Source organism: Mycolicibacterium hippocampi (genome assembly GCF_010723735.1).
Classification (GTDB): domain Bacteria; phylum Actinomycetota; class Actinomycetes; order Mycobacteriales; family Mycobacteriaceae; genus Mycobacterium; species Mycobacterium hippocampi.
In genome coordinates this window covers 4,134,365-4,160,786 of sequence record NZ_BLLB01000002.1, presented here as the reverse complement: position 1 = coordinate 4,160,786, position 26,422 = coordinate 4,134,365, and the positions used below count along the sequence as shown (strand labels likewise).

Genomic DNA, 26,422 nt, shown 5'->3' with positions numbered 1-26,422 from the left:
TCCTTGAAGCAGTCACAGATCGGGGATGGGCAGTTCGGAATTGGGCCCTTGCAGGCCCCCGTCGACGACGAAAACCGAATTCGTCGCATAACAATCGCGTGTCGACAGATACAGCGCCAGGCGGCCGAGGTCCTCGACATCGCCGACGCGGTGCAGCGGCGTGCGGGCCTTCAACTGCTCCTCGGAACCGGGCATCAGATCGAAGCTGGACTGCAGCCCGGTGGTCATGAATGCGCCGAGTGCGATGGCGTTGACGCGAATTTTGGGTGCGAGTTCCTGTGCCATTGCCCGGGTCAGTGCTTCCAGTCCACCCTTGGCGACACAGTAGGGCAGTAGCCCGCGGATGCCGAACCGGCCCGCGCCGGAGGAGATGTTGACGATGGAGCCTCGCCCCACCTTCAGCATGTGCGGAACGACGAGCTGGCTCATGATGAACGCCGAGGTGACGCAGTAGTCGAAGGTGAGGCGCAGGTTGTCGTCGGTCAGGTCCAGAAAGGATCCGTAGGTGGCGAACCCGACGTTGTTGATCAGGATGTCGATGCGGCCGAACTCGTCAACGGCGGTTCGGACCACCCGTTCGCTGTCCTCTCGGACGAGCGCATCCGCGGTGATCGCCAGGCCCTTGCCGCCTGCATCCTGGATGGCCTCGATCGTTTCGTTCACCTCGGACGACGTCCGGGCGGTGCCCACGACCGTCGCGCCGGCTTCGGCGAGCACCTTGGCGATTCCCTCGCCTACGCCGCGGCCCGCACCCGTCACGATTGCGACCTGATCGTCAAGACGAAACTGCTCCAGCGCCACGGAATCCTCTCGGACGGTAGGCCTACGCGTTGCCTGGCCAATCTAAACCCGTGAGAACGCAAATGATCGTTATTCGAGAACTCGGATATTCGAGCTGACCGAGGTGATTCCGCTGACGTTGATGGCGACCGATATGCCCGACGACCATTCTCTGGTGGACTAGCGGCGCACGAGCAGCCTGCTGAGCTGGTCGGCGAGATCGGACTTCTTGACCTTGCCCGACGCCGTGAAGGGCAGATCCTGCTTGGCCGTGACCCAGATGAACTTGGGCACCTTGTACGCAGACAGCTGTCCCCGAACCTGCTTGCGCAATTCGCCACTGTCGAGTGCTGCGTCCCCGCGGGGCACCACCGCGGCGCCGACCACGGTACCGTTGTCGCCGTCCTCGACGCCCACCACGTAGGCCTCGAGGACGCCATCGCAATTACTCAGTGCCAGTTCGACTTCCGACGGCGTGACATTCGTGCCTCCACCGGTCTTGATCAGGTCTCCGAGCCGGCCGGTGAACCTGATCCATCCGTCGTCGTACTGCACACCGCAATCGCCGGTGCGGTAGTAGCCGTCGACGGTGAAGACGTCCTCGCGCTCGCGCTTGTACAGCCGCTGCATCAAGGAGTAACCGCGCACCCAGATCTCGCCCTCGGTGCCGACGGGCACCGGCTGCCCGGTGTCGGGATCGACAATGACGTGCTCGAGACCCTCGATCGAGTAGCCACCGGTCTCCGAGCGTCCGGCGGGCTGTGCGATGTACGGATCGACCCCGATGTGGTTACCGGACAGTTCGGTCATGCCGAGAGCGTTCGGGCCCTGTGGACGTCGATCTGCGGGAACCATCGCAGGCATACTGGTTCGCTGAACCGAGCTCAGATCCCGGCTGCCGAACTCGGGATGTTCGGCCAATGTCTTGCCCTGCTGAGGCCAGCCGAGCGTGATCGTGGCCCGATGCTTCTCGATCAGTGCGAGCGCCTCAGCGGGATCGAACGCCGGCTGGGTGACGAGCGTCGCCCCGTGGTGGATCACCGCTAGCAGGCCGGTGATGAGCCCGCCCACCCAGAAGAACGGCATGGCCGTGAACATCACGGAATCCGTGGTGACACCGTAGTGGGAGGTGAGATTGTAGGTGTGGCGGACCAGCGCCCCCTGGCTGTGCACCGGCGCTTTCGGGTTGCCGGTGCTGCCCGAGGTGTAGATGATCATTGCGTCGTCGGCCGGAGTCACGCAGGATTCGACGGCGGCCAGGAACTCCGCGTCGATGCGCGGCGACCCTGCGTCGCCGATCGAGGTGCTCCACGGACGATCGCATTCCCCCCATACCGATACGCTGCGCAAGTACGGCGCCGATGCCACGGCGAGCTGTCCCGGATCGCGCTGCTGGGCCAGTCCCGGCAGCGCCTCTTCGAGCAGTCCGATGAAGTCTTGATTGCGGAACGTCGACCGCGCCAGGATGGTCCGAAGGTCGGCATGTCGCGTTGTCCACGCGAGCTCTGAAGCCTTGTAGAAGGTGTTCAGCGGTACCGCGACAGCGCCGATCCGAGTGGCGGCGAACCAGGCCACCGCCCACTCGATGCTGTTCGGCATCAAGATCCCGACATGGTCTCCCTTGCCCACGCCCGCAGTCAGCAGACTGGTTGCCAGCCAGGAAGAACGCAGGTCCAGTTCGGTGTAGCTGAGTTCTTCCCCTGCGGCGATCAGGAACGCCCGATCGCCGAAGCGCTCTGCGCTCGACCGCACCAGAGCTGGGACGGTCGGGTTGATGGATGGAAACGGCATGGGTCCTGATGGTACCGCAGACGAGAATCATGGTTCTCGAATGGCGTGAACGACCTTTACAATGTTGCCGTGGACGCTGCACCGAGCGCGGCTCTAGAGCGATCAAGACACCGCGGCAAGCCGTCATCACCAACGATTCATTGGAGGCCGTCATTTCCACAGACAAAGTGCTCAACGGAGTTCGCGTGCTCGAAGTCGCTGCTTGGACGTTCGTGCCATCGGCGGGCGCAGTGCTCGCCGAATGGGGGGCAGAGGTCGTCAAGGTCGAACCGCGCGACGGCGGCGATCCGCAACGTGGTCTGGTCACCATGGGCATCGTGGATCAGGGCGGTGATTCAGTCAATTACATGATCGAGATCCCGAATCGGGGCAAGAAGTCGATTGGTGTCGACTTGAGCACCCCGGGCGGAAAGGAGGTCGTCCGCGAGCTCGCCAAACGCTGCGATGTGTTCCTGACCAGCTACCTGCCACACCGACGCAGGAAGATGGGTATCGACGTCGACGACATCCGCGCGGTCAATCCGAGCGTCGTCTACGTGCGCGGGTCGGGCCACGGTCCGAAGGGCCCGGATGCCGACAAGGCGGGCTACGACGGGGTGTCCTACTGGGCACGGGGTGGAATTGCGACGGTACTCACCGAGGAACACGACGAACTGGTGCGGTCACGCCCCGCGTTCGGTGACCTTCTGGGCGGCATGACGATCGCCGGCGGTATCGCCGCAGCCCTGTACAAGAAGGCCACGACAGGGGAGGGCTCGGTGGTCGACGTGTCGTTGCTCGGCCTGGCGGCCTGGAATCTGAGCCCGGACGTCGCGGTCAGCCAGATCCACGGCGGCGGTGCCATTCCCAAGTACGGGCACGCCGATGCGCCGAATCCGTTGGTCGGTACCTACCGCACGAAAGACGATCGCTACGTGCAGTTGATGATGTTGCAGTTGGACAAGTTCTACCCCGAGGCGATGCGGACGCTCGGTGTGCCCGAGCTCATCGACGATCCGCGCTTCGCCGAACCGGCAGCGCGCTACGAAAACAGGGTGGCACTGATTGCGCTCCTGGACGACGTGTTCGCACAGCGGACGGTCGCCGAATGGCGCCAAGCCCTAGCCGGATTGTCGGGTGCCTGGTCGATCGTCCAGACCCCGGGCGAACTCTGCGAGGATGCCGCCGTCACTGCCAACGGTTACATCGCCCAGACGACCACGACCAACGGCGCACCTTTTGCCCTGCCCACCAACCCGGTCCAGTTCGACGAACAGCCAGTCGTCCCACCCGGAGCGCCTGAACACGGACAACACACCGAGGAAGTGCTGATGGACGCCGGCTTCACCTGGGAAGCGATTGAGCGGTACAAGGAATCAGGAGCGATTCTTTGAGCGTTCACCGACCTGCCATCTCGGAAGCTCCGCTCGAGTTCGACCCATTCTCGGAGGAGTTCTTCGGCGGAGCCTACGCAACTTTTCGACGGCTGCGCGACCAGCAACCGGTCTACTACAACGCGAAGTGGGACTTCTGGGCACTGTCGCGCTACGAGGACGTCGCTCCGGCCACGAAGGATCACGAGACGTACTCGTCTGCCAAAGGTGCCACCCTCGATATGGTGAAGGCCCACGACGACGCCATCCCGCCGCCGAAGGTGATCATCTCGATGGACCCGCCCGAGCATCAGAAGATGCGGAAGTTGGTGAGCAGCGTGTTCACCCCACGCGCGATCGCGTCCCTCGAGGACATGGTGCGCGAGAAGATCTACGAGCGAATCGATGCGATCGACCCAACGGCGTTCGACGTGGTCGCCGATTTCTCGGCGCTCTTTCCGAACGAGGTGATCACCACGATGCTGGGCGTGCCGAAGGAACACCGTCATCAGATCCGGCTCTGGCTCGATCTGTTGCTGGAGCGCCGTCCTGGTGAAATCGCCGTTCCACGTGAAGGTTTCGAAGCGTCGATGAACACCGGCGTCTATTACTACAAGCTCATCCAGAAACGTCGGGACAAGCCTGAGGACGACATGATCAGCCGGCTGATAGAGACGGAGATCGAACGCGACGGTCACGTCGAGAAGCTGACCGACGTTGACATCGCCGGCTTTGCCACGCTTCTCGGTGGAGCAGGTGCGGAAACGGTGACAAAACTGATCGGCAATGCGATCGTGGCATTTGCCGGCTTTCCGGAACAGTGGCAGAGCTTGCAGCGAGATCGCAGCAAGATCCCGGCGGCCATCGAGGAACTGCTGCGCTACGAGGCGCCCTCTCAGTACCAGGTCCGGACCACAACACGCGATGTGACGCTGCACGGCACAACGATCCCCGCAGGAAGCGTTGTACTGCTGCTGACAGCGTCCGCGACACGAGATGAGCGGATGTTCCCGGACCCGGATCGGCTCGACATCGACCGCGAACGCAAGATGGGTTTCAATCTGGCCTTCGGGTACGGCGTGCACAGCTGCCTCGGCGCCGCGCTGGCACGGATGGAGAGCCGCATCGCCTTGAATGCGCTGTTGGACCTCCTGCCCGAGTACCAGGTGGACCGCACCGGCCTGAAACGGGTGGCGATGTCGAACGTGGCCGGATATTCCAACGTCCCGGTTCGTCGGGTGAGCTAGGGCGACGCGCTTCTCGGCCCCGCGAGGGCGAATCCGCTCCGGCCGCTGTGGAACTCCTCAGCGGCTTCGGCGTCGGGGGGCAAGCCTGCTGCCGCCATCGCATGAGGCTTGAACGCCACTGCCGCATGACTGAGACGGTGCTCCACCCGCCCCACGCCTGGCTCGAGGTCACGCGGCCACTGCCCGCCCCACATGGCCACCTCCGTGCCGGTGTGGTTCGCGGCTTCGAGGAACAGCTCGCGGACCGCAGCATCCTGGCCGTGCAGCTTGCCGGATACTACGAGGGCATCCGGCCACTCTTCCGTCGCGTCGACTGCGTCTGGGAGCGCGCCCACGGGCACGCCGAGTATCCGGAAAGCAGTCTCATCCGCCGGCAGCGCCGTCCGAACATCGACGATCCACCCTGCGCTCGCCCGGTCGAACAACAGCCCGCCCGCCGCCGCGATGGCATCAGCGCTGTCGTTGGCGAGCACCAGCATCCTGTAACGACACCCGCGAGCTCGGGTCGCGGCGCTCTCCGGGAACGTCTGGAACCCGCTTACGGGTTTGGTCGGCGAACTCACGGCGTAGGGCGTTCGCCGTGTGCAGGATCGACCTCAGCATGCACGGCGCGCTCCATTTCGGTGTTCGGGGTTCGATTGGCACGTGCGATATGAGAACATGGTGTCAATGATCGCTTCCATTTCTGAGAATGTCCATAACCGCTGGCTGTGGCAAGTCGCAACGCCGCCGGAGGTGGGTTCGCGATGAGCCTTTCGCTACTGCTGGAGATGGCTGCCTCGGCTGAGCCGAATCGGACGGCCGTGGTGTCCGACGGCGTGCGGCTCACTGCGGGGGAGTTGAGCGCGCTGGCCGACGGCGGGGCGGGCGTGGTGTCGGCCACGGGCGCGCAGACCGTCGTCTACGTGGGCACGGGTGGCGCGATGCTGCCGTTGCTGATGTTCAGCGCCGCTCGCGCGGCGTTACCGTTCTGTCCGTTGAACTACCGCCTGAGCAGCAGCGGTCTGCACGAGTTGATCGGCCGGCTACCGGAGCCGGTCATCGTCGCCGACCGTGAATACGTCGACGTTCTTGCCGGGGCCGGTCGACTGATCATCGAATCCACCGAGTTCCTGGCTGCTGCGGGCAGTACGGCTGCGGTCAACGAGTTTGCCGACCCCGACGGAGTCGGGGTCGTGCTCTTCACCTCGGGGACCAGTGCGCAGCCGAAAGCCGTGGAACTGACGCACAACAACCTGACCAGCTATGTCATGGGCACCGTGGATTTCGGAGCAGCCGAACCGGACGATGCTGCGCTGGTATGCGTGCCGCCCTATCACATCGCCGGTGTGGGAGCGGCACTGTCGAACCTCTACGCCGGGCGTAAGACGGTGTATCTGCGGCACTTCGACCCACGCGAATGGATCAGATTGTTGGCCGAGGAGGCCATCACCACCGCCACCGTGGTTCCGACGATGCTCGACCGCATCATCTCCGCGCTCGAACGCGAACCGATGGCACTGCCCACGCTGAAGAACCTCGCATACGGCGGATCCAAAGTTCCCTTGCCCCTTGTTCGCAAGACCATGGACATGTTGCCGGGCGTCGGACTCGTCAACGCCTACGGGCTGACAGAGACGAGCTCGACGATCTCGGTGCTGACACCGCAGGACCACGTGACGGCGTTCGACGCTTCGGACCCGGACATCGCCCGACGGCTGGGCTCCGTCGGCCGAGCGGTGCCCGGTGTCGAGATCGAGATCCGAGGCGCTGACGGCGAGGTTCTCGGACCCGATGAGGTTGGCGAGCTCTTCGTTCGGGGAGAACAGGTTTCAGGACGCTACACCGGCATCGGTTCAGTTCTCGACGCCGACGGGTGGTTCGCCACCCGCGATACCGCCAGCGTCGACGCGCACGGCTACCTCTACATCGGCGGCCGTAGTGACGACACCATCATCCGCGGAGGCGAGAACATCGCTCCCGCCGAAATCGAGGATGTGCTCGTCGAACACGGGGCCGTGCGCGAAGTGGCGGTAGTCGGCCTCGAGGATGCCGAATGGGGGCAGCTCATCGTCGCTGTGGTGGTTCCCGAGGAACCCGAAGGAGCCCCGCCCGACGGCGAGGAACTGCGACAGTACGTCCGAGCACGACTGCGTGGTTCGCGTACCCCCGACCGGGTGGTGTTCGTCGGCGGCCTACCTGCCACGGCTACCGGAAAGATACTGCGTCGGGGGATCGTCGAACAGCTCCAGCTCACACCGGCCGAGTAGTCACAAGCGAGAAAGGGCGTACGGCAATGAAATCGGGTTCACGGCTCAAGAGTCAGGTGTGCGACACCCAGGTGATCGTCGTCAAGGCCGCTGACAGCCTCGCGGACCTGCGATGCGGTGGTGCCGCCATGGTGGCGCTGGACGCAGACACAGACCCCGCGCTGGTGCTGGATCCGGCGTTGAGCGGCGGGGCAGTGATGGGCAAGAGGTACATCGACGATGCCGGCTCTGAAGTCCTGGTCACCAAGGCCGGGGCGGGCACGCTGACCGTCGGCGCCTCGCCATTGACCCTCAAAGAGGCCAAGCCGTTGCCCGCGAGCGACTAACGGCGCCCAGGACGGCGGTCGCCGAAGCCTGCGATGACGTATTGACGTACGAACTCGGCGACAGCGTCATCGTCCTGCGCGTCGAAGTAGGGCGACGGCGTGGTGAACAGTGAGAACAACATCCGGGAGAACCACTCCGTCGCGGTGGGCACGTCCAAGTTGCTGCGCACCTCACCCGTGACGCGCGCAGCGGCAACATAGGGCGCCAGGAATTCGGCGCAGTCTCGCAGCAGCGCGGCCGCATTCTTGGTGAGCATGAGGTTCACTTCTTCTGGATCGAAGTACACCTCTGGTTCGACGACCCGACGGGCTTGCGCGACGAACACCGCGGCTTGCACCAGTCGGTCTTCGAGCGTGCTACCGCCGTGCCGGTCTATGGCAGTGGCCATCTTGCGGTAGAAGCGCTGGGAGGCGGCCTCGGCGCAGGCCTCGACGATCGTTTCCTTGTCCCGGAAGTACTCGTAGAACGTGCTCCGGGAGACGTCAGCTGTCCGGGCGATGTCGACGATGGTGGTCTTGGCCAGGCCGCGCGTGCGAAAGCAGGCGAACGCCGCCGAGATGATCATCTCCCGGGTGTCGGCGGCGGTGGCTTGCGTCATGCGGGAGAGGCTAGCGGACGGGTGCCAGGATGAGCCCGCTGGTGGGCACGCCGGTTCCCGACGTGACCAACACGTGCTCGACGTTGTCCACCTGGTTGTAGGACGTGCCGCGGACCTGCCGGACGCCCTCGGTGATGCCGTTCATGCCGTGGATGTATGCCTCGCCGAGCAGTCCGCCGTTCGTGTTGATCGGCATCCGTCCGCCGATGGACAACTCGTCGACGTCGACGAAATCTTTGGCCTCACCGCGTCCGCAGAAGCCGAGCTCCTCGAGCTGGGTGAACACGAAGGGGGTGAAGTGGTCGTAGAGAAACGCCGTGGAGATGTCGTCGGGTTTCAGACCCGAGTCGCGCCAGAGCTTGCTGCCGACCACACCCATTTCCGGCAATCCCGTGATGTCCTCGCGGTAGTAGCTCGTCATCACCTCTCCGTCGAAGGCGGCGCCCTGCGCCGCTGCGGTGATCACCGCAGGCGGGTTGGGCAGGTCGCGTGCTCGTTCGACACTCGTGACCACCATCGCGACGCCGCCGTCGCTCTCCTGGCAGCAGTCCAGCAGGCGGACCACCGGCTCGACGATCCAGCGTGACTGCTGATGGTCGTCGATCGTGATCGGCTTGCCGTAGAACCAGGCGTCGGGATTCTTCGCGGCGTGCTTGCGGTCGATCACCGAGATCTTGCCGAAGTCGGCGTTGGTGACGCCGTAGGTGGACATGTATCGCTGGGCGTGCAGGGAGACCCACGCCGCTGGAGTCATGAAGCCGAACGGGGCGTAGGGCGCCATCCACAGCGGCGTGACGCCAGGCTGTCGCCCGGCGCCGCCGAACCGGAACCCGGACCGCTCGTTGAAGGCCCGGTAACAGACAACGGCTTCGGCGGCCCCGGTGGCGACAGCCATGGCCGCCTGCATGACAGTTCCCGCGGCGGCGCCACCGCCGTGCGGCACCCGGGTGAAGAACGACAGGTTGCCGATACCGACGTTACGGGCGACCTCGATCTCTTCGTTCTCATCGACCGAAAAGGTCACCATGCCGTCGATGTCGCCGGGACGCAGGCCCGCGTCGTCGATGGCGGCCTTCACTGCTTCACAGGCCAGCTGCATCTCGGTGCGGCCCGATTCTTTCGAGAACTCGGTCTGGCCGATGCCGACCAGCGCGGCCCGCCCGCCGATGCCGTCGTTCACGCTTCGACCCCGTTCAGCAAGCTGAGGATCGCAGTTCCGGTGACGTGGTCCCCGAGTCTGTTGCTTCCCTTCAGGGTCACCTCGACGAGGCCTTCGTTGCCCGACACCGACTTTTCGCTCACGCTGCCGGTGAAATGCAGCGGGTCGTTGGGGAAGGCGGGTACGCCGAGGCGAATCGACAGCTTCTTCACCATCGCCTCGGGACCGGCCCAGTCGTGCAGGAACTTCACGCACAGCCCGTTCGTGGTGAGGATGTTGAGAAAGATGTCCGGTGAACCCTGTCCGGTCGCGAAGTCGCGATCGTGGTGCACGGGCATGTAGTCCCTCGATGCGATGGCCCCTGCGACGATCAGTGTGGCGGTGACGGGGACGTCCATCGGCGTTATCTCGTCACCGACGTTGATGTCGTTGTAGGCCAGTGTTGTCGTTCGCGTTGTGGTGGAGGTCATTTGCGTCCTTCCGGATATGCGGTGCCGAGCCGGGCGAGTTGCTGGGAGGCGGATCCGAGTGCGAGTTCGATGTCCTTGGCCCATAGGTAGTACCGGGACACGGGATAGGTGATGTCGATACCCATCCCGCCGTGTACCTGCTGCGCGGTGGCGACGACACGCGCGCCGGCTTCGGCGGCCCAGAACTTGGCGATTGTGGCCTCCCGCGCTGCGGGCCTGCCCTCGGCGATCAGCCATGCTGCGTGCCAGGTCGTCCACCGGATCGCCTCCGTGTCGATGAAGGCATCCGCCATACGTTGCTGGACGGCCTGGAAGGATCCGATCGGTCGGCCGAACTGTTCGCGTTCGGCCGTATAGGACGCGGCGATGCGGAGCGCCCGCTCGGTGACGCCGACCTGAATGGCGCACAGTCCCACGAGCGCGCGGGTGTACAGGGACCCGACGATGTCGCCGTCTCCGTTGAGCCGCCGAGCGGGTGCACCTGTCAAGCTCACCTGCGCGTAGGGCTCGCCGTCGGTGGTCGGCACCGGCGTGACAACGACCTCGGCTGCGGCGGCGTCGACGACGAACAGGCCCGGTCCGTCGTCGGCGACAGCGGAGACGACGATCGCGTTGGCCAGTTGTGCGGCAGGAACCATGTCCTTGACGCCCTCGACAAGCCACGTGTCGTCCTTCTGGCGCGCAGTCGTGCTTCGAGGTGCGGCCGGGTTGGAATTGCCCGGCTCGGCGAGCGCAGCCGTCAGGATGACGCTGCCATCGATGACCCCCGGCAGATATTGCTGCTGGATGTCCGAATCGCCGTGTCGCGCTATCGTGTCAGCGCCGAGAATCAGCGTCGCGTACACCGGCACCGGGGCGACGCTCCACCCCACCTCGGACAGCAGCACGCCCAGTTCGAGGAATCCGCCACCGCTGCCGCCGACGGCTTCGGGTAGCGCAATCCCGAGCAGGTCCGATGATGCGAGTTCGCTCCACAATGCCGGGTCGTGACGCAGGCCGCCGGACTCGAGCTCGGTGAGGTGCTCGGGGGTGGCGCGGGCCTCGAAGAGTTGCCGGGCCACCTTTCCGACGGTTTCTTGCTCTTCGTTGAAGGAGAAGTCCATATCGTGTTCCGCCTCGCTTCAGCTCGCCGGCCGGAACTGGTGCAGAACCAGTTCGTCGCCGCTGGGAAGTGCTTCGAAGGTCTCGTAGAAGACCTCGACGGCCATGCCGGTTTCGATGTCGCCGGGTTCGACGTCGCACAGGTTGGAGACGATGCGCACACCTTCGTCGAGGTCGATCAGGGCGACGACGTACGGATACTGCAGGAACGGCAGCGGCGGGTACTGCGGCATGACGAAGCTGTACACCGTGCCGTGTCCGGCCGACACGACGTGATCCCAGTGGAGTGACTGGCAATTGCCGCACATGGGCCGGGGCGGGACGCGCAGTGCCTGGCAGTTCGTGCATCGCTGGATGCGCAATTCGCCCTCTTTGAGTCCCGACCAGAAGAACTCCGTGTCCGGGCTGATCGACGGAGCGAGTCGCTGTGCCATGTCAGCCCCCCGTCTTGAATCGCAGCGTGCGGAACCGCTGCCGGCCGATGACTTCGCCGTCCTGGTTGCGGTATGTCGTCATCCAGGTGACGAAAAAGCCGGTACCCATGGCGGTCTTCTTCTCGTCGGAGATGGTCTCGAAAACCGTTTCTGCCGTGAGGTCGTCACCCACTCGCGGGTAGCGCTCGATCTCGAACTCGGAGTTGGTGGCGACGATGCCCGTGTAGCCGGCGTCTGCGAGGAACTGCAGCGGATTCTCGCCCAGTTCCACGGGAACACCGCCGCGTTCGTGGATGCCCTCGAGCTTGGGCGGCGCCATCGTCCACGACTGCAGCATGACCGGTGGCGACACGATGCCGCCGTAACGTGAGTTCTTGGCGAAATCCTCGTCGAGATACGCGGGGTTGAAGTCACTGAGGGCGTACGCCCAGTGCCGGATCATCGGCGCGTTCACCGGATCCGGCGACGTCACCGGTTGCCCCGAGCTGATCGGCTGGCCGATGAGCGCGTCGAGTCGCCGGCGGAGTTCGTCCTTGTCGACCTCAGTCACTTGTCCGTCCTTTTCCTAGGTGGAGGTTTCAATTCAGGACGCCCGCATGTCCCGAGGTGCCCGTGGCATCCCGAGACCGGCCATCGCGATGATGTCGCGTTGGAGCTCGTTTGCTCCGCCGCCGAAAGTGTTGATGACCGCCAGGCGGTAGGCGCTCTCGAGCTCACCTTTCAATGGCGCGGCATCGTCTTTGCGTACCGCAGCGTGGCCGACGACGTCGAGCAGTTCGCGAGCCACCTGCTGGGTCAGTTCGGTACCGAAAACCTTTGCGGCGGAAGCCTCGGCCATACCGAGCACACTCGACCCCATGTTGGCGTTCACGCGTAGGTTGAGCAGCCGGTAGGCGGAGACTTGCGCCTCGACTCGAGCCAGCGCCTGCTGCACCCAGGGCTCGTCGATCACCACCCCGTCGTCCAACGGGGTTTCACTTGCCCACTTCAACGTCTTCTCGAACAGCGGTTCCAGCGCCCCCAGGTTGCCCAGTGCTGCGCGCTCGAGATTGAGCTGATTGGTCACCAGTTTCCAGCCTTCGTTCTCGCCCAACACGATCGCGCTGGCGGGAACCCGGACATCGTCATAGAACGTGTAATACGTCGACACCCCCGGCATGGTGTGCAGCGGCTTCCACGAGAAGCCCGGATCACTGGTCGGAACGATGAACAGCGTGATGCCCTTGTGCTTCTTGGCGTCCGGGTCGGTGCGGGCAGCCAGCCAGATGTAGTCGGCGAACTCCGCGCCGCTGGTGAACATCTTGGCACCGTTGATGACGTAGTCGTCGCCGTCCCGAGCCGCCGTGGTCCGCAACGATGCCAGATCACTGCCGGCCCCAGGCTCGGAGTATCCGATGGCGAAGTCGATCTCGCCTCTCAGGATGGCGGGCAGGAAGGTGTCCTTCTGCTCGTCAGTGCCGAACTGGATCAGCGTGGGGCCCACGGTGTTCAGCGTGATCATCGGCAGCGGCGCATTCACCCGTCGAGCTTCCTCGCCGAAGATGTACTGCTCCATCGCACCCAGCCCGTGACCGCCGTATTCGGTCGGCCACGCGACCCCGAGCAGGCCGGCTGCGCCCAGCGCGCGACGCACCTCGGTGACGGCGGCGCCGCCTTCCATGAGTCCGGCCACCGCAGCGCGCCGCTCGGGGGTCATCACCGCCTCGAGGCGCTCGCGGTAGTCCTTGCGAAGCTGGATCTGTTCTGGCGTGTAGTCGAAGTCCATCAGAGTCTCGCTCCAAGTCGTACCGGCATACGTTTGACACCAGGCACCATGGTGGCGCGCAAGCGGGTGACGTCCCCGGTCAGTTCGATGGTCGGATAGGTGCCCAGCAGCACCTCGAACATGATCCTGGCTTCCAGGCGTGCCAGCTGGGCCCCGAGGCAGGCGTGTTCACCGGCGCCGAAGGCGATGTGCGGGTTGGGATTGCGGGTGATGTCGAATGCTTCACTGGTCGGCCCGAAGATTTCCTCGTCGCGATTGGCGGAGCCGTACAGCATCACGACCGTGTCACCCGCCCTGATCTGATGGCCGCGGATCTCGACATCTTGGGTGGCCTGCCGAGCCATGTGGGTGACCGGGCTGGTGAAACGCAACATCTCCTCGACCGCGCTCGGCATCAGCTCGGGGTTGGAGCGTAAGAGCGCGAACTGGTCGGGGTTCTCGATCAGCGCGAGAGTACCGAGGGCGATGAGATTGCGGGTGGTCTCGTTTCCTGCGACGAGCAGCAGGAAGGAGAAGTTGAGCAGGTCTTCGTCGGAGAGGCGCTGGCCGTCGACTTCTGCGGCAGCCAGGATCGTCAGCAGGTCGTCCTGATCGCTGACCGCTCCGGAGCGACGAACAGCGATCAGCTTCATGAAGTACTCGTACAACTCGCCCATCGCGACGAGAGGATCCAACTCGATATCGGGATCGGCACCGCCGACCGCGGCGTCCGACCACGTCCGGAATTGCTCCCAATCTTCGGGTGGTGCGCCGAGCATTTCGGCGATCATCCGAGTGGGCAGGGGGGCGGCGATTTCGTCGGCGAACTCATAATGCCTTGACGGGTCCACACCGTCGACGATGCCCTTGACGATCTCTCGCACCTTGGGTTCCAGCAACGTCACCTGGCGCCGGGTGAATCCGGCGTTGATCAGCTTGCGTAGCTGGCGGTGCCGGGGCGGGTCGGTGAAGATCAGGTTCCCTTCCTGGACAGGCTCAGGCTGGGAGGGGTCGGGAATGGTGATCCCCTTTGTCGACGAGAACAGCAACGGATGCCCGGACACGTAGCGGACGTCCTCGTACTTGAGCAGAGCCCAGAACTCGGTGGTTTCGTTCCATACCACAGGAGTCGAGTTGCGAAGCTCTGCGTATGCCGGGTAGGGGTCGCCGGCGTAGAAATCCGGTGAGTGGAGGGGGACTGTTGTTGTCGGCACCTCGGGCCTTCCGCTTGTCATGAGGCAGACCGGACATATCAAACCAATATGTCCGGCAAGATCTGTGTCTACCGCACGCCGTATCGAAGTGTCAATCGTGTTGGTGCAGGTTAACCTCCATTGCGTTGACTCCCGGCTGCCGATGGGTGTACACACAGTCCCTGAATGTAGGTTTGTTTGAAACTGGCGGCGCACGCGCTCGACCGCCCATGCAGACCGGGAAGGCGCGACGACTCGATGGCCGAAACACATCCTCTGGTGGACACCTACGGACTCTTCATCGACGGCCGCTGGGCCGAGCCCGACTCAGGCCGCTACGACGTGATCAATCCCGCCACGGAGAGGTCGATTGCCTCCGCACCGGGTGCCGGCGTCGGTCAGGTGCAAGACGCGATCGCCGCGGCGAGGTCGGCGTTCGACTCCGGCCGTTGGAGCGGTCTCGAGCCTGCGGAACGCGCGCGATGCATCCAGCAACTCAGCGATGCAATGCTTGCGCGTGCCGACGAGATCAACGCGTTGGCCCAAGCCGAATGGGGCTGCTCGGCAAACGAGCGCATCATCCATGTGGAGGGCCCGGCCTTCATGGTCGGTCATGCCGCGGAGCTCGCCTTGGAGCCGGCCGAGGCGCCGTTGGATGCCTGGGGTGCGGCGGGCAGGACACTGCTTCGTTACGAGCCGCTCGGCGTGGTGAGCATTCTGACTCCGTGGAACTTCCCGCACACGCTCAACGCCATGAAGGTCGGGGTGGCACTGGCAGCGGGGAACACCGTGGTGCTCAAGCCCTCGCCGCTCACGCCGCTGGCCGCTCTGGCGCTGGCCCGGATCATCGACGAGGACACCGACATTCCTCCCGGCGTGGTCAACGTGGTCACCCCCGCCGGCGTGGAGGCCAGTCGGACACTGACTGTGGACCCACGGGTGGACATCGTCAGCTTCACGGGAAGCTCTGCAGTGGGGCGAAATGTGATGGCGGGCGCTGCCGAGACCATGAAGCGCATCCTGCTGGAATGCGGTGGGAAGTCAGCGTCGGTGCTGCTCGACGATGTCAAGGTCGACGAGGAACTGCTGCAGCGGCTGCTGTTCGAAGGTTGCACGCTGCACGCCGGACAAGCGTGCATACTCAACAGCCGGCTGCTCGTTCCGGACGCCTTGCACGACGACATCGTGGGTGGATTGGTCGAACTCGCGAACGGTGTCGTGATCGGCGATCCCGCGGACCCTGAGGTGACGATGGGCCCGCTCATCAGTCGTGAACACCTGGAACGGGTCGAGGGGTTGGTCACACGTGCCGAACGAGACGGCGCCACCGTGGTGACGGGTGGAAGTCGGCCGAAGCATCTGAAGGAGGGCTTCTATTTCGAGCCGACGATTCTCGCTGGCGCCACCGCAGATTCGAACATTGCCCAGGAAGAGGTGTTCGGGCCGGTGCTGACGGTGCTCCGCTACAGCGACGTCGATGATGCCGTATCGATCGCCAACAACTCCCAGTACGGGCTCGGCGGCGCGGTCTGGGGCGGGGACATCGACCGTGCGCTGGCCGTCGCCCGGCGGATCCGGGCCGGGCAGGTTTCCATCAACGGAACCATTCCGGGTGACGCGCCGTTCGGCGGCTTCAAACAGAGCGGTATCGGCCGCGAAGGTGGGGTGTTGGGATTGCGGTCGTACATGGAGCCCAAGGCGATCGGGGTGCCCGCGTGAGCGAAGCTTGCGGAGCGAACCATCAGGCTCAGAGCGAAGCTTGCGGAGCGAACCATCAGGCTCAGAGCGAAGCTTGCGGAGCGAACCATCAGGTGCAGAGCGAAGCTTGCGGAGCGAACCATCAGGCACCGAGTGGACCTCTGGCCGGCCTGAGGGTGGTCGAAGTCTGCAACGAGATCACCGGCCCCTATTGCACGAAGCTCCTGGTGGATCTCGGCGCCGATGTCTACAAGGTCGAGTCGATCTCAGGCGACCCCATTCGCCGCTGGGGTGCGATGATGCCCGGTGGTATTGACCATAGTGGACTCTTCGAGTACCTCAATGCCGGGAAGCGTGGTGCCACTGTCGGTCTCACGTCAGAGGGTGACCTCGCAGCACTGCACGATCTGGTGGCGGGGGCAGACCTCCTGGTCGAGAACCTCGCGCCGGGTTCGCAGCAGCGGTGGGACTGGGGACTCGACCCGGACAGTCTGGCGAGGCTGAATCCCCGGCTGGTGGTGGTGCGCATCTCGGACTTCGGTCAGCACGGTCCGTCCCGGGACCGCGAGACCACGCCGCTGACATTGCAAGCCGCTTCGGGTTGGGTCAACGAGCGTGAACCGGGCAGGCCACCGGTGCAGGCGGGTGCCCGCATTCCCGAATACATCGCCGGCTCCTATGCGGCCATGGGCGCGCTGACCGCGTTGCGGATCGCCGCCGGCGGGGCGGGCCGACCGGTGGAGGTGGACGTCTCGGCGTTCGAGGCGCTGCTGTCGACGCTGCCGTACCCGATGTTGTTGGCCGAGCGCCTCATCAAAATGGGGCTGCCCGGTAATGCCAAGGGAGCGCCCATGCTGGGCATCGTGCGGGCAGCCGACGGGTGGGTGGGGATCAACTGCCTGACCGGCCAGCATTGGCTGGATGTGTGCGCGATGGTGGGGCTGCCGGAATTCGGTGAACATCAGATCGCAATCATGATCGGAGGTCCGGAGCGCGAGGAGTTCTTCGAGAAGGCGAACCCCTGGCTTGAGTCGATGACCGTTGCCGACCTCGTTGAGTTGAGTCAGGCGTTACGGATACCAGCGGCACCGGTGACAGACGGCCAATCCATCCTCAGTTGCCCGCAATACGCTGAGCGTGGCTTCTTCATCGACACTCGCACCGATCCTGCCGCGCAGGGTTTTGTCAGGCCGGGTGCACCCTTCAGGTTGTCGAAGACGCCGGCCGCACCGCCGCGGCCCGCGCCGGCGCTCGGCGAGTCTGTGGCGGGTTGGGGCGGGGAGACGGCAGCGGATTCGCGCCGTGGGGACGGCGACTTCTCGGCGTTGCCACCCGCAGACGTGACGCAACCTTTCGCCGGGTTGAAGGTCTTCGACCTCAGCACTTTCTGGGCTGGCGCCTACCTCACCTGCTACCTGGGCGCGTTCGGGGCAGATGTCGTCAAAGTGGAGTCGATCCAGCGTCCTGACGGGCACCGGTACTCGGGTTCGCTGTTGCGCGACGGTGACGACTGGTACGAGCGCGGACCACTGTGGCAGGGGACGAATCTCAACAAGCGCGACATCACCCTGGACCTCTCTTCGGAGACCGGTCGCGAGCTCGCGCGGCGGATGGCGGCCGAAGCTGACGTGGTGGTGGAGAACTTCTCGCCGCGCGTCGTCGAACACTTCGGGCTCGACTACGACTCGTTGGTCGAGATCAACCCCGACGTGATCATGGTGCGGATGCCCGGCTTCGGCCTCGCGGGTCCATGGCGTGACTATGTGGGCTGGGCGTTGAACATCGAGCAGCTGTCCGGTATGTCGTCGACGACGGGCTATGCCGACGGACCGCCGTGCAACCTGCAGGGGCCAGCAGATCCGATCGCGGGTGTGCATGCGGCGGTTGCTCTGCTCGCCGCCCTCGAACATCGCGCCCGAACGGGCGAAGGTCAGCTGATCGAAGTGGCCCAGATCGAAGCGGGTGCCGCGGTGACTGCCGAACCCGTCATCGAATACTCGCTGACCGGTCAGGTGCAAGCCAGGGAAGGCAATCGCCACCGCACGTACGCGCAAGGTGTCTACCCCACAGCCACCGAAGATGAGTGGGTCGCGATATCGGTGCGCAACGATGCCGACTGGGTGGCAGTCGCCGAAGCGGTGGGTCAGCCAGAGCTCGGCTCGGACTTCCGATTCGCCACTGCGCAGGCTCGTCTCGACAACCACGAGGCGTTCGACGATGTGCTCGCCGCCTGGACCGGCGGACGCACTGCCGAGGAAGCCGCCGAAGAACTCAGCATGCGGGGCGTACCCGCCGAGCCGATTCTCCGGGCCGATCGTATGTACGACGTCGAGCAACTCGACGCTCGCAGCTTTTACCAGGCGCTCGAGCACCCGATCACCGGCCCGCACCGCTTCCCGGGCTGGCCCTTTCACATCACTCCGGGTCCGAACCGGCACCACCGCACAGTGGCACCGACACTCGGTCAGCACAACGACGAGGTGCTGGTCGAGGTCGGCCTGTCGGTCCAGGACATCGCGTCACTGAGAGACCGTCAGATCATCGGGGAACGCTTGTTGAACTCCTGACGCCGTTTGCTTTTCGTCACGCGGCAAGTGTTATACGATCTGCTTAGCCATATGCAAATGACCATTTTCGCTAAGGTAAAATAGATGCTCTCGCATTCGAGAGAGGGCCTTTGCTTAAGGCAGGACGCGCGCTTGATGGCCTTCGGTATCCGGATGACGACGGCAGGGGAGGCGAGATGAACGATGGGTACGCTCGTCCGCTGGCAGGTCTGACCACAGTAGTCGTCATCGGATCGATCGTCGCTCTGACGATCGCCATGTTCCGGGGTGACTTCACCCGGACGGCATCGGTGACGGTGATCTCCGACCGGGCCGGGTTGGTGATGAACCCCGACGCCAAGGTCAAGATGCGCGGGGTCCAGATCGGCTCTGTCACGTCGATCGGATACCGGCCGGACGGCACCGCGGCGCTGAACTTGGCGATCTACCGCGACGAGATGCGCAACGTTCCCGAGAACGTACTGGTGGACATCGCTTCGACCACCGTGTTCGGCGCGAAATCGGTGCAGTTCAAGCCACCCCGCGATCCGTCTGCCAGGTCACTGCGCCCCGGGCAGGAATTGGTCGGACAACGCGTCACCGTCGAAACCAACACGATCTTCCAACAGCTCACCCGACTCTTGGCTGAACTCGAGCCCACGAAGGTGAATGCGATCCTGGAGACGCTGTCGCGAGCCTTCAGTGGGCGCGGCGAGAAGCTGGGTCAGGCGGTGAGCGACCTGAACGCGTTCCTGGCCGAGCTCGAGCCGAATCTTCCTGATCTGAGTCGAGATCTCGAACTACTTCCGCCGGTGCTGGCCGCCTACGCCGACGCAGCACCCGATCTGGTGGCGACTGCCCACAACGTCACCGTCACCAGTCGGACCCTGGTTGACCGGCAAGCCGAACTCGATGCATTTTTGGTTGCCGCAATCGGTTTGGCCGATACCGGAACCGACGTCATCGGCGCTAACAGTGAGCCGCTGAAAGAACTTGTCCACCTGCTCGTCCCGACCACCGACATGCTCAACCGCAATCATGAACTGCTGTCGTGTGCAGCGAACGGGCTGGTGCCGCTGACCAAGAACCCACCGCTGCCCGAACCGGGCGTCTTAACGCTCGCGGGTATCAGGCCGGGGATCGAGCGTTACCGCTACCCCTCACACTTACCGAAGGTCAACGCCACCGGCAGCCCGCAGTTGTGTCAGATGCTCGGTCTGCCCGAACTCGAAGCGGGCGAAGTGCCGCCTTTCGTGGTCACCGACATCGGCGCCAATCCCTGGGAGTACGGCAACGAAGGCATCATTCTGAACTCCGACGGGATAAAGAGGTGGCTGTTCGGTGACATCGACGGCCCACCGCGAAACAGTGCGCAGATCGGAATGCCCGGATGAGGCTCGGAGCTCCGCTCAAGTTCATGGTGTTCGCCGTGATCATGACCGTGCTCACCGGATTCCTGATCATGGTCTTCGGCAATTTCCGTGGCGGGCCTGCTGGCGAGTACTCCGCAGTCTTCACTGACACTTCGCGGTTGAAGGCGGGGGACAGTGTCCGGGTCGCGGGTGTCGTGGTCGGCACAGTCGACGATGTTGCATTGCGCCAGGACCACAAAGTCGCGGTCAGCTTCGTGGTCGATCGCAATGTCGTGCTCACCGAGGGAACTCAAGCGGCGGTGCGCTACCTCAACCTGGTCGGCGACCGATACCTCGAACTGCGCGACGCACCCGGGTCTGCGCGCTTGCTGGCCGCCGGCGCCCAGATCCCAGTTGAACGAACTGAGCCGGCGCTGGATCTCGATCTCCTTCTGGGGGGGCTCAAGCCGGTGCTCCGCAGCCTGAACGCCACCGACGTAGACGCATTCAGCTTCGCCCTGGTGCAGATCCTGCAGGGACAGGGCGGCACACTCGCATCGCTGTTCTCGCGAACCTCGTCGTTCTCGGCGGCGATCGCCGACAACAGTGCTGTAGTGGCGCAGGCCATCGAGAAGCTCAACATCGTGACGAACACACTCGCCGACAATGGGCAACAGTTCTCCGACTCGGTCGATCGATTGCAACGCCTGGTCACCGGGCTGGCGGCTGAGCGCGATCCGATCGGCACCGCCATCGGGCAACTCAGCGCGGGAACCGCATCCGTCGCCGACCTACTCGCTGACAGCCGGGCGCCGCTGGCCGGAACCGTCGATCAGCTGTCGCGCCTGGCGCCGCTGCTCGACCAGGACAAGGAACGTATCGACGTCGCGTTGCAGAAGGCTCCCGAAAACTACCGAAAGCTGGTGCGGATCGGCTCGTACGGCAGCTTCATCAACTACTACTTCTGCGCTGCGACCATCCGACTCAGTGATCTTCAGGGCCGCACCGTGGTAGCGCCGTGGATTCGGAACCCCGGCGGAAGATGTGGTGAACCCTGATGCTCAAGTATCGCGGGTCCCACCTGATACGCCCCGGCCTGATCGGCGTGGTGGTCATCGTGTTGATCATCACCGTCGGCCTCAACCCGGAACGTCTCGAGACATGGGCGACTTCGGTTCGCTACCAAGCGATGTTCGTCGAGGCGGGCGGTCTGACCGAAGGTGCGGACGTCACGCTCTCGGGAACAACCGTCGGCAAGGTCAGTCGGGTGGAGTTGTCCCGAGGAGCGGCCGAGGTCACCATGAATGTCGACGCGACCGTGCAGTTGGGTGGCCAGACCACCGCTCACATCCGCACCGGAACACTGCTGGGTGAACGCGTAGTCACCCTGGAGTCGCAGGGCGCACCGGCATTGCAGCCGAACTCGGTGATCCCGGCATCTCGGACGTCCTCGCCGTACTCGCTGACGGCTGCGGTCGATGAATTCACCACGAACACCTCAGCAACGAACACCGAACAGGTGAACCAGGCGCTGGACACGCTCGCAGCCACCCTCGACGACATCGCGCCGCAGTTCGGTCCGACGATGGACGGACTCACTCGCCTGTCGCGCTCGTTGAACCAGCAGGACGAGGACCTACGTCAGTTGCTCGGGACGGCGAGCGAGGTCACCGGCATACTGGCCGAACGGAGCCAGCAGGTGAACCAGCTCATCCTCAATGCCAATGACCTGCTCGCGGTGCTGACCGAGCGTCGGGCGCAGATCGTCACCTTGCTGGCCAGTACATCGGCGGTGTCGCAGCAGCTCAGCGGGCTGGTCGCCGACAATGAGAAGGAGCTTGCGCCCGCGTTGGAACGGCTCAACGCGGTGGCCGCCATGCTCGAGAAAAACCGCGACAACATCGCCAAGGCGATTCCTGGCCTGGCAAAATTCCAGCTGACTCAGGGCGAGACGGTGTCGAACGGGTTCTACTACACGGCGAACATTCCCAACCTGCTACCGGGGCAGCTTCTGCAGCCCTTCCTGGATTACGCCTTCGGCTTCCGGCGAGGCGTCGACGCAGGCCAACCGCCGGACGACGCCGGCCCGCGAGCGGAACTTCCGTTCCCGGTGAACGGCATCCCCGGAGGCTCCCGGTGACGCGTCGACTACTGACTTCGATCACGGCAGTGGTTTTGGTGGCGTCGGCCATCGGCGCAGGGCTTTTCCTGCTGTTCAGCACCTTCTTCGGTCCCACCACGATCACCGCGAACTTCTCCAGCGCGACCGGCATCTATCCCGGTGACGAGGTGCGAGTAGCAGGCGTCAAAGTCGGTACCATAGAACAGATTCGAGGCGAGGCCGAGCAGGTGTCAATGACGTTGTCGATTGACCGCGGCGTGTCGATTCCCGCGCAGGCGCATGCGGTGATCGTGCCCCAGAACCTGATTTCCGCTCGGTATGTTCAACTCACCCCGGCCTATATCGACAGCGGTCCCGTCTTGAGAGACGGCGCTGTGATCCCCGTCGAACGAACCGCCGTCCCAGTGGAATGGGACGATGTCAAAGAGCAGCTCATGCGGTTGGTGACCGATCTGGGGCCCGAGGACAACCTCTCCGGAAGCGCCATCGGCAGACTGATCGACAGCGCGGCCAACGCCATGGGCGGCAACGGCGACAAGTTGCGCGACACGCTGGCCGAACTCTCCCGTGCAGCACGAATCTTCGCCGAAGGTAGCGGCAACATCGCCGACGTCATCAGCAACCTGGACATGGTCGTTGCTGCTCTTCGTGATTCAAACACCCAGATCGTGCAGTTCCAGAACCGCCTCGCCACTCTCACCGAGGTGGTCAACGGCGGCAGGTCCGATCTCGATGCCGCGCTTCGCGACATCGCCGTCGCCGTGGGAGAGGTGCAGCGGTTCGTCGAGGGGAGCCGCAACCAGGCATCCGAGCAGATCCACCGCCTCGCGAACGTGACCCAGACACTCGTCGACCACCGGACGGATCTCGAAAATCTGTTGCACGGCGCGCCGACGGCGTTCGCCAACTTCTACAACATGTACAACCCGGACGCGGGCGCGGTGGCGGGCGCCTTTGCGTTGCAGAACTTCGCCAATCCACTGCAGTTCATTTGTTCGGCGATCGGTTCCGTCGAGAATGCCACGGCACCGGAAACCGCCAAACTGTGTGCCCAGTATCTGGGACCCATGCTCAACGCGATCGACTTCAACTATCTGCCATTTGCCGTCAATCCGTTCCTCGGACCGTCCGCGTCACCGGAACACATCGTGTACTCGCCGCCGCAGTTGGACCCCGCGACCGGGGTGCCGCCACGTGCTCCCGAACCCCCTCCGGCCGTGTCGGCCTATACCGGTTCCGGTGACGTGCCCCCGCCCCCGGGTTACGTCCCGTCACCCGGAGGCGCGGCGACTCCGGGAGTCGGGGATCTGCTTCTGCCCGTGACCGGCCCGCCGACAGGTCCGGCAGCACCGCCGCCGGACCAGGGAACGCTGCCGCCGCTGTCCGCGGAGGCCCCGGCACCGGGAGCCCCTCTTCCATGACGCGACACCGGATCGGCACCTCCGTCTCCTGCATCGCGCTGGGGATCGCCGTTGCCGCAACGGGATGTTCATTCAGCGGATTGAACTCGATCCCCCTGCCCGGTGTTGTCGGGCGTGGTCCTGATGCCCAGACCTTCCAGGTGCAACTGGCCAATGTCGGCACCCTCGAACCGAACTCACCGGTGATGATCGATGACGTCGTGGTCGGGAGCGTCGGCATGATGAGCGTGAACGACTGGCACGCCGACGTCGAGGTCTCGGTGCGGGAAGATGTCGTGGTACCCGCGAATGCTGTCGCCACCGTGGGACAGACCAGCTTGCTCGGCTCGATGCACCTGGCACTGGACCCGCCCCCCGGTCAAGCCCCGCAAGGTCGGCTGCCCGCCGGCGCGACGATCGACCTGAACACCTCATCGACCTATCCTTCGACCGAAGAGACCCTGTCGACGTTGTCGGCCTTGGTCAACGGTGGTGGCTTGGGGCAGATCGGTGATGTCATCCGCAACACCGGTGTTGCGCTGTCCGGACGTACCGATGAAACGCGCGAGCTGTTGGTGCGGCTCAACGATGTCGCCGGTGTACTCGCCACGAACCGGACACACATCGTCGAGTCCATCCGGAATCTCGATCGGTTGGCAGGCACATTCGCAGAGCAGCGCGATGTCCTCGACCGTGCACTGAAGGAGATTCCGCCGGCCCTCGATGTATTGGTCCGCCAGCGCTCGAACATCACCGAGGCGTTGCGAACTCTCGGGACATTCAGCGAAGTGCTTACCGATGTCGTCACCGATGTCCACGACGATCTGGTCACCAACCTCGAGAACCTGGAGCCTGTGCTGCGCGTGCTCGCCGACGTGGGTCCGGACCTCGACGCTGTGCTCGCTTACATGACGATCTACCCGCTCAGCCAGGACATCATCGATCGGGGTGTGCGCGGCGACTACATGAATCTCTTCGCGGTGATCGATCTGACGGTGCCGCGGCTGCGTCGAACGATGCTGCTGGGCACGAGGTTCGGTGTTCCGCAGAACCCCCTCGTGCCGGCTCCCGGCGATCCGTGGTACCGAAACTACACATATGATCCGCTGGCTGTACCCGTCGCGCCAACGACGCCCCACTCCGGCGACGGCTCGGCTGCGGTACCACCTCCGGAGCTGTTCGCCGAGACTGCACCGTCGATGGCGGTCAATCCGCCGCCGCTGCTCTCACCGACCCAGCTCGGCGGCCCGCAAGCCCCCGTATTCGCGGGCCCGTACGGTGTCCCGGCGGCGTCAGCCGAGGGGGAAAGCTGATGCTGACCCGTTTCGTCCGCACGCAACTCGTGCTTTTTTCGATCGCATCCGTCGTCGGTGTCATAGCGATGGGCCTCTTCTACCTCCAGGTGCCCACGTTGCTCGGAATCGGCCGCACGACCGTCACCATGGAGCTACCGGTCAGTGGTGGCCTGTACCGTTTCAGCAACGTGACGCTGCGTGGCGTGCAGGTCGGCAAAGTCACGGCTGTCGATCTCGAGCCGACGAAGGTGGTGGCGACGATCTCGCTGAGCGCCGACGCCCGGATCCCGGTGGACAGTCAGGCGAATGTGCGCAGCATGTCGGCGGTGGGGGAGCAGTACATCGACCTCGTGCCACACAGTGCCGACGGTCCCTATCTGGCGGACGGCTCGGTGATCCCGGTGAGCAGGGTGTCCGTGCCCGAGCAGATCGGTCCGGTGCTCGACCAGGCCAGCGCCTTGCTGGCGACCATCCCAAAGGACCGGCTGGGTGATCTTGTCGACGAAACGTACCGTGGGCTGGCTGGCGCGGGGTACGACCTCGGCTCGCTGGTCGACTCGGGTGCCCAGATCAGCGGCGACGTCAACAGCGTCGCCGACAGCGCACAGCAATTGACCGCGAATGCGGTCCCGCTGCTGGACGGTCAGTACCAGAGTGCCGACGCCATTCGCTCATGGGCACGCAACCTGGCCGGTGTCACCGACCAGCTACAGCGCAATGACCCGGATATCCGGACTCTGCTCGACCGTGGACCTGGTTTTGCGCAGGAAGTCGCGGGACTTCTCGACCAGGTCAAGCCGACTCTGCCGGTGTTTCTGGCCAATTTGACCTCGGTCGGCCAGGTGGCCGTCACGTACCGGCCCGGAATAGAGCAGCTCCTCCTGATGCTTCCGCTGACGGCGTCCGGAATCCAGTCCTACGCGATGCCGACCAACAATCCGACCGGCATCGCGTTGTCGGATTTCGGGATCAGCATCGCTGATCCGCCGGTCTGCACCGTGGGGTTCCTGCCACCCTCTCAATGGCGCTCACCGGTGGACGAATCCGTGATCGACACCCCGGACGGGTTGTACTGCAAGCTACCTCAGGATTCGCCCATCAGCGTTCGAGGCGCCCGGAACTCGCCGTGCATGGAACATCCGGGTAAGCGGGCGCCGACTGTCGAGATCTGCAACAGCGACGAGGAATACCAGCCGTTGGCAATGCGACAGCACGCCACCGGGCCGTACCCGTTCGACCCCAATCTGATCGCGCAAGGTATTCCATTGGACAACAGGGTCGATGAGGGGGAACGGCTTTACGCGCCGATCGAGGGCACGCCGCCGCCGAACAACGCGGTGCCGCCACCACCGGAGCCCGAAACGGCACTCCCGCAGGATGCGGGAGTGCCGCCCGCAGCACCGGCGGCGTTCCAACCCCCGGGCGCGACGCCGGGACCCTCTGTTGCGGTCGCCCCATACAATGTCGTCACCGGCCAGTACACCTCTCCCGACGGCACGATCGGGTCGCAAACCGATCTGGTCGGCCCAGCGGACACCTGGCAGGAACTCATGCCCCGGTAATC

General features: G+C 64.4%; 23 protein-coding genes. 12 read left to right on the top strand and 11 right to left on the bottom strand.

Annotated elements, in window-relative coordinates; translation table 11 throughout:
* Positions 1-12: 12 nt before the first annotated feature.
* Together G6N53_RS21080 and G6N53_RS21075 are read right to left on the bottom strand one after the other, a co-directional pair.
* Positions 13-801, bottom strand: coding sequence for an SDR family NAD(P)-dependent oxidoreductase (locus tag G6N53_RS21080; protein WP_163891662.1), 789 nt, complete (start codon positions 799-801; stop codon positions 13-15).
* 159 nt (positions 802-960) lie between these two features.
* On the bottom strand, positions 961-2,571 hold the full coding sequence (locus tag G6N53_RS21075; RefSeq protein WP_163891661.1) for a class I adenylate-forming enzyme family protein: 1,611 nt from the start codon (positions 2,569-2,571) through the stop codon (positions 961-963).
* Positions 2,572-2,711: 140 nt separating this feature from the next.
* Between G6N53_RS21075 and G6N53_RS21070 the strand changes: the two genes are divergently transcribed.
* Both G6N53_RS21070 and G6N53_RS21065 read left to right on the top strand, forming a co-directional pair.
* Positions 2,712-3,944 (top strand): CaiB/BaiF CoA transferase family protein, encoded by a 1,233-nt coding sequence (locus tag G6N53_RS21070; protein ID WP_163891658.1) that lies wholly within the window; start codon positions 2,712-2,714, stop codon positions 3,942-3,944.
* Between the two features lie 17 nt (positions 3,945-3,961).
* A complete protein-coding gene (locus G6N53_RS21065) occupies positions 3,962-5,170 on the top strand; it encodes a cytochrome P450 (protein WP_163896169.1) in 1,209 nt (402 codons plus the stop codon).
* Here the strand turns inward: G6N53_RS21065 and G6N53_RS21060 are convergent.
* Positions 5,167-5,649, bottom strand: coding sequence for a hypothetical protein (locus G6N53_RS21060; RefSeq protein WP_163891656.1), 483 nt, complete (start codon positions 5,647-5,649; stop codon positions 5,167-5,169). The two genes, G6N53_RS21065 and G6N53_RS21060, sit on opposite strands and share 4 nt — an antisense overlap.
* Before the next feature lie 267 nt (positions 5,650-5,916).
* Between G6N53_RS21060 and G6N53_RS21055 the strand changes: the two genes are divergently transcribed.
* Both G6N53_RS21055 and G6N53_RS21050 read left to right on the top strand, forming a co-directional pair.
* Positions 5,917-7,419, top strand: a complete 1,503-nt coding sequence (locus G6N53_RS21055) for a class I adenylate-forming enzyme family protein (protein WP_163891654.1) — start codon at positions 5,917-5,919, stop codon at positions 7,417-7,419.
* 26 nt (positions 7,420-7,445) lie between these two features.
* Entirely contained in the window at positions 7,446-7,745 is a 300-nt protein-coding gene (locus tag G6N53_RS21050) for a hypothetical protein (RefSeq protein WP_163891652.1), read from the top strand.
* On the opposite strand, the gene G6N53_RS21045 is transcribed toward G6N53_RS21050, so the two are convergent.
* From G6N53_RS21045 to G6N53_RS21010, 8 genes are read right to left on the bottom strand one after another with little or no spacing between them, the layout of a single operon-like run.
* The gene (locus tag G6N53_RS21045) at positions 7,742-8,344 is read right to left on the bottom strand and encodes a TetR/AcrR family transcriptional regulator (RefSeq protein ID WP_163891650.1); all 603 of its coding nucleotides are present in this window, start codon (positions 8,342-8,344) and stop codon (positions 7,742-7,744) included. The two genes, G6N53_RS21050 and G6N53_RS21045, sit on opposite strands and share 4 nt — an antisense overlap.
* Before the next feature lie 10 nt (positions 8,345-8,354).
* Positions 8,355-9,524: a lipid-transfer protein gene (locus tag G6N53_RS21040; protein ID WP_163891648.1), complete on the bottom strand. Its 1,170-nt coding sequence runs from the start codon at positions 9,522-9,524 to the stop codon at positions 8,355-8,357.
* The gene (locus G6N53_RS21035) at positions 9,521-9,973 is read right to left on the bottom strand and encodes a MaoC family dehydratase (RefSeq protein WP_163891646.1); all 453 of its coding nucleotides are present in this window, start codon (positions 9,971-9,973) and stop codon (positions 9,521-9,523) included. The genes G6N53_RS21040 and G6N53_RS21035 overlap by 4 nt, the downstream gene beginning before the upstream one ends.
* Positions 9,970-11,076 (bottom strand): acyl-CoA dehydrogenase family protein, encoded by a 1,107-nt coding sequence (locus G6N53_RS21030; RefSeq protein ID WP_163891644.1) that lies wholly within the window; start codon positions 11,074-11,076, stop codon positions 9,970-9,972. Before G6N53_RS21030 ends, G6N53_RS21035 begins: the two co-directional genes overlap by 4 nt.
* An 18-nt stretch (positions 11,077-11,094) precedes the next feature.
* Positions 11,095-11,508 carry a Zn-ribbon domain-containing OB-fold protein gene (locus tag G6N53_RS21025; RefSeq protein ID WP_163891642.1) on the bottom strand — a complete coding sequence of 138 codons (414 nt, stop codon included), beginning with the start codon at positions 11,506-11,508 and terminating at the stop codon, positions 11,095-11,097.
* 1 nt (position 11,509) lies between these two features.
* Positions 11,510-12,058 (bottom strand): MaoC family dehydratase, encoded by a 549-nt coding sequence (locus G6N53_RS21020; protein ID WP_163891639.1) that lies wholly within the window; start codon positions 12,056-12,058, stop codon positions 11,510-11,512.
* A gap of 33 nt (positions 12,059-12,091) precedes the next feature.
* Positions 12,092-13,273 (bottom strand): acyl-CoA dehydrogenase family protein, encoded by a 1,182-nt coding sequence (locus tag G6N53_RS21015; protein ID WP_163891637.1) that lies wholly within the window; start codon positions 13,271-13,273, stop codon positions 12,092-12,094.
* Positions 13,273-14,487 (bottom strand): cytochrome P450, encoded by a 1,215-nt coding sequence (locus tag G6N53_RS21010; RefSeq protein ID WP_163891635.1) that lies wholly within the window; start codon positions 14,485-14,487, stop codon positions 13,273-13,275. The genes G6N53_RS21015 and G6N53_RS21010 overlap by 1 nt, the downstream gene beginning before the upstream one ends.
* Before the next feature lie 216 nt (positions 14,488-14,703).
* Between G6N53_RS21010 and G6N53_RS21005 the strand changes: the two genes are divergently transcribed.
* The 8 genes from G6N53_RS21005 to G6N53_RS20970 all read left to right on the top strand — a co-directional run bounded on the left by G6N53_RS21005 (position 14,704) and on the right by G6N53_RS20970 (position 26,420).
* Positions 14,704-16,164 (top strand): aldehyde dehydrogenase family protein, encoded by a 1,461-nt coding sequence (locus G6N53_RS21005; protein WP_163891633.1) that lies wholly within the window; start codon positions 14,704-14,706, stop codon positions 16,162-16,164.
* Between the two features lie 149 nt (positions 16,165-16,313).
* Positions 16,314-18,710, top strand: coding sequence for a CaiB/BaiF CoA transferase family protein (locus tag G6N53_RS21000; protein ID WP_163896166.1), 2,397 nt, complete (start codon positions 16,314-16,316; stop codon positions 18,708-18,710).
* A gap of 176 nt (positions 18,711-18,886) precedes the next feature.
* On the top strand, positions 18,887-20,083 hold the full coding sequence (locus G6N53_RS20995) for an MCE family protein (RefSeq protein WP_163891631.1): 1,197 nt from the start codon (positions 18,887-18,889) through the stop codon (positions 20,081-20,083).
* The gene (locus G6N53_RS20990; protein WP_163891629.1) at positions 20,080-21,099 is read left to right on the top strand and encodes an MCE family protein; all 1,020 of its coding nucleotides are present in this window, start codon (positions 20,080-20,082) and stop codon (positions 21,097-21,099) included. The genes G6N53_RS20995 and G6N53_RS20990 overlap by 4 nt, the downstream gene beginning before the upstream one ends.
* On the top strand, positions 21,099-22,181 hold the full coding sequence (locus G6N53_RS20985; RefSeq protein WP_163891627.1) for an MCE family protein: 1,083 nt from the start codon (positions 21,099-21,101) through the stop codon (positions 22,179-22,181). Before G6N53_RS20990 ends, G6N53_RS20985 begins: the two co-directional genes overlap by 1 nt.
* On the top strand, positions 22,178-23,584 hold the full coding sequence (locus tag G6N53_RS20980; RefSeq protein WP_163891625.1) for an MCE family protein: 1,407 nt from the start codon (positions 22,178-22,180) through the stop codon (positions 23,582-23,584). Before G6N53_RS20985 ends, G6N53_RS20980 begins: the two co-directional genes overlap by 4 nt.
* Entirely contained in the window at positions 23,581-24,876 is a 1,296-nt protein-coding gene (locus G6N53_RS20975) for an MCE family protein (RefSeq protein ID WP_163891623.1), read from the top strand. Before G6N53_RS20980 ends, G6N53_RS20975 begins: the two co-directional genes overlap by 4 nt.
* A complete protein-coding gene (locus tag G6N53_RS20970) occupies positions 24,876-26,420 on the top strand; it encodes an MCE family protein (protein WP_163891621.1) in 1,545 nt (514 codons plus the stop codon). Before G6N53_RS20975 ends, G6N53_RS20970 begins: the two co-directional genes overlap by 1 nt.
* Positions 26,421-26,422 lie beyond the last annotated feature (2 nt).

Bases quoted from the DNA above. Each gene is read 5' to 3' on its own strand.
- G6N53_RS21075 (WP_163891661.1), bottom strand. From the start codon at position 2,571: ATGCCGTTTCCATCCATCAACCCGACCGTCCCAGCTCTGGTGCGGTCG.
- G6N53_RS21060 (WP_163891656.1), bottom strand. From the start codon at position 5,649: ATGCTGGTGCTCGCCAACGACAGCGCTGATGCCATCGCGGCGGCGGGC.
- G6N53_RS21055 (WP_163891654.1), top strand. From the start codon at position 5,917: ATGAGCCTTTCGCTACTGCTGGAGATGGCTGCCTCGGCTGAGCCGAAT.
- G6N53_RS21050 (WP_163891652.1), top strand. From the start codon at position 7,446: ATGAAATCGGGTTCACGGCTCAAGAGTCAGGTGTGCGACACCCAGGTG.
- G6N53_RS21045 (WP_163891650.1), bottom strand. From the start codon at position 8,344: ATGACGCAAGCCACCGCCGCCGACACCCGGGAGATGATCATCTCGGCG.
- G6N53_RS21035 (WP_163891646.1), bottom strand. From the start codon at position 9,973: ATGACCTCCACCACAACGCGAACGACAACACTGGCCTACAACGACATC.
- G6N53_RS21030 (WP_163891644.1), bottom strand. From the start codon at position 11,076: ATGGACTTCTCCTTCAACGAAGAGCAAGAAACCGTCGGAAAGGTGGCC.
- G6N53_RS21025 (WP_163891642.1), bottom strand. From the start codon at position 11,508: ATGGCACAGCGACTCGCTCCGTCGATCAGCCCGGACACGGAGTTCTTC.
- G6N53_RS21015 (WP_163891637.1), bottom strand. From the start codon at position 13,273: ATGGACTTCGACTACACGCCAGAACAGATCCAGCTTCGCAAGGACTAC.
- G6N53_RS21010 (WP_163891635.1), bottom strand. From the start codon at position 14,487: ATGACAAGCGGAAGGCCCGAGGTGCCGACAACAACAGTCCCCCTCCAC.
- G6N53_RS21005 (WP_163891633.1), top strand. From the start codon at position 14,704: ATGGCCGAAACACATCCTCTGGTGGACACCTACGGACTCTTCATCGAC.
- G6N53_RS20995 (WP_163891631.1), top strand. From the start codon at position 18,887: ATGAACGATGGGTACGCTCGTCCGCTGGCAGGTCTGACCACAGTAGTC.
- G6N53_RS20990 (WP_163891629.1), top strand. From the start codon at position 20,080: ATGAGGCTCGGAGCTCCGCTCAAGTTCATGGTGTTCGCCGTGATCATG.
- G6N53_RS20985 (WP_163891627.1), top strand. From the start codon at position 21,099: ATGCTCAAGTATCGCGGGTCCCACCTGATACGCCCCGGCCTGATCGGC.
- G6N53_RS20975 (WP_163891623.1), top strand. From the start codon at position 23,581: ATGACGCGACACCGGATCGGCACCTCCGTCTCCTGCATCGCGCTGGGG.
- G6N53_RS20970 (WP_163891621.1), top strand. From the start codon at position 24,876: ATGCTGACCCGTTTCGTCCGCACGCAACTCGTGCTTTTTTCGATCGCA.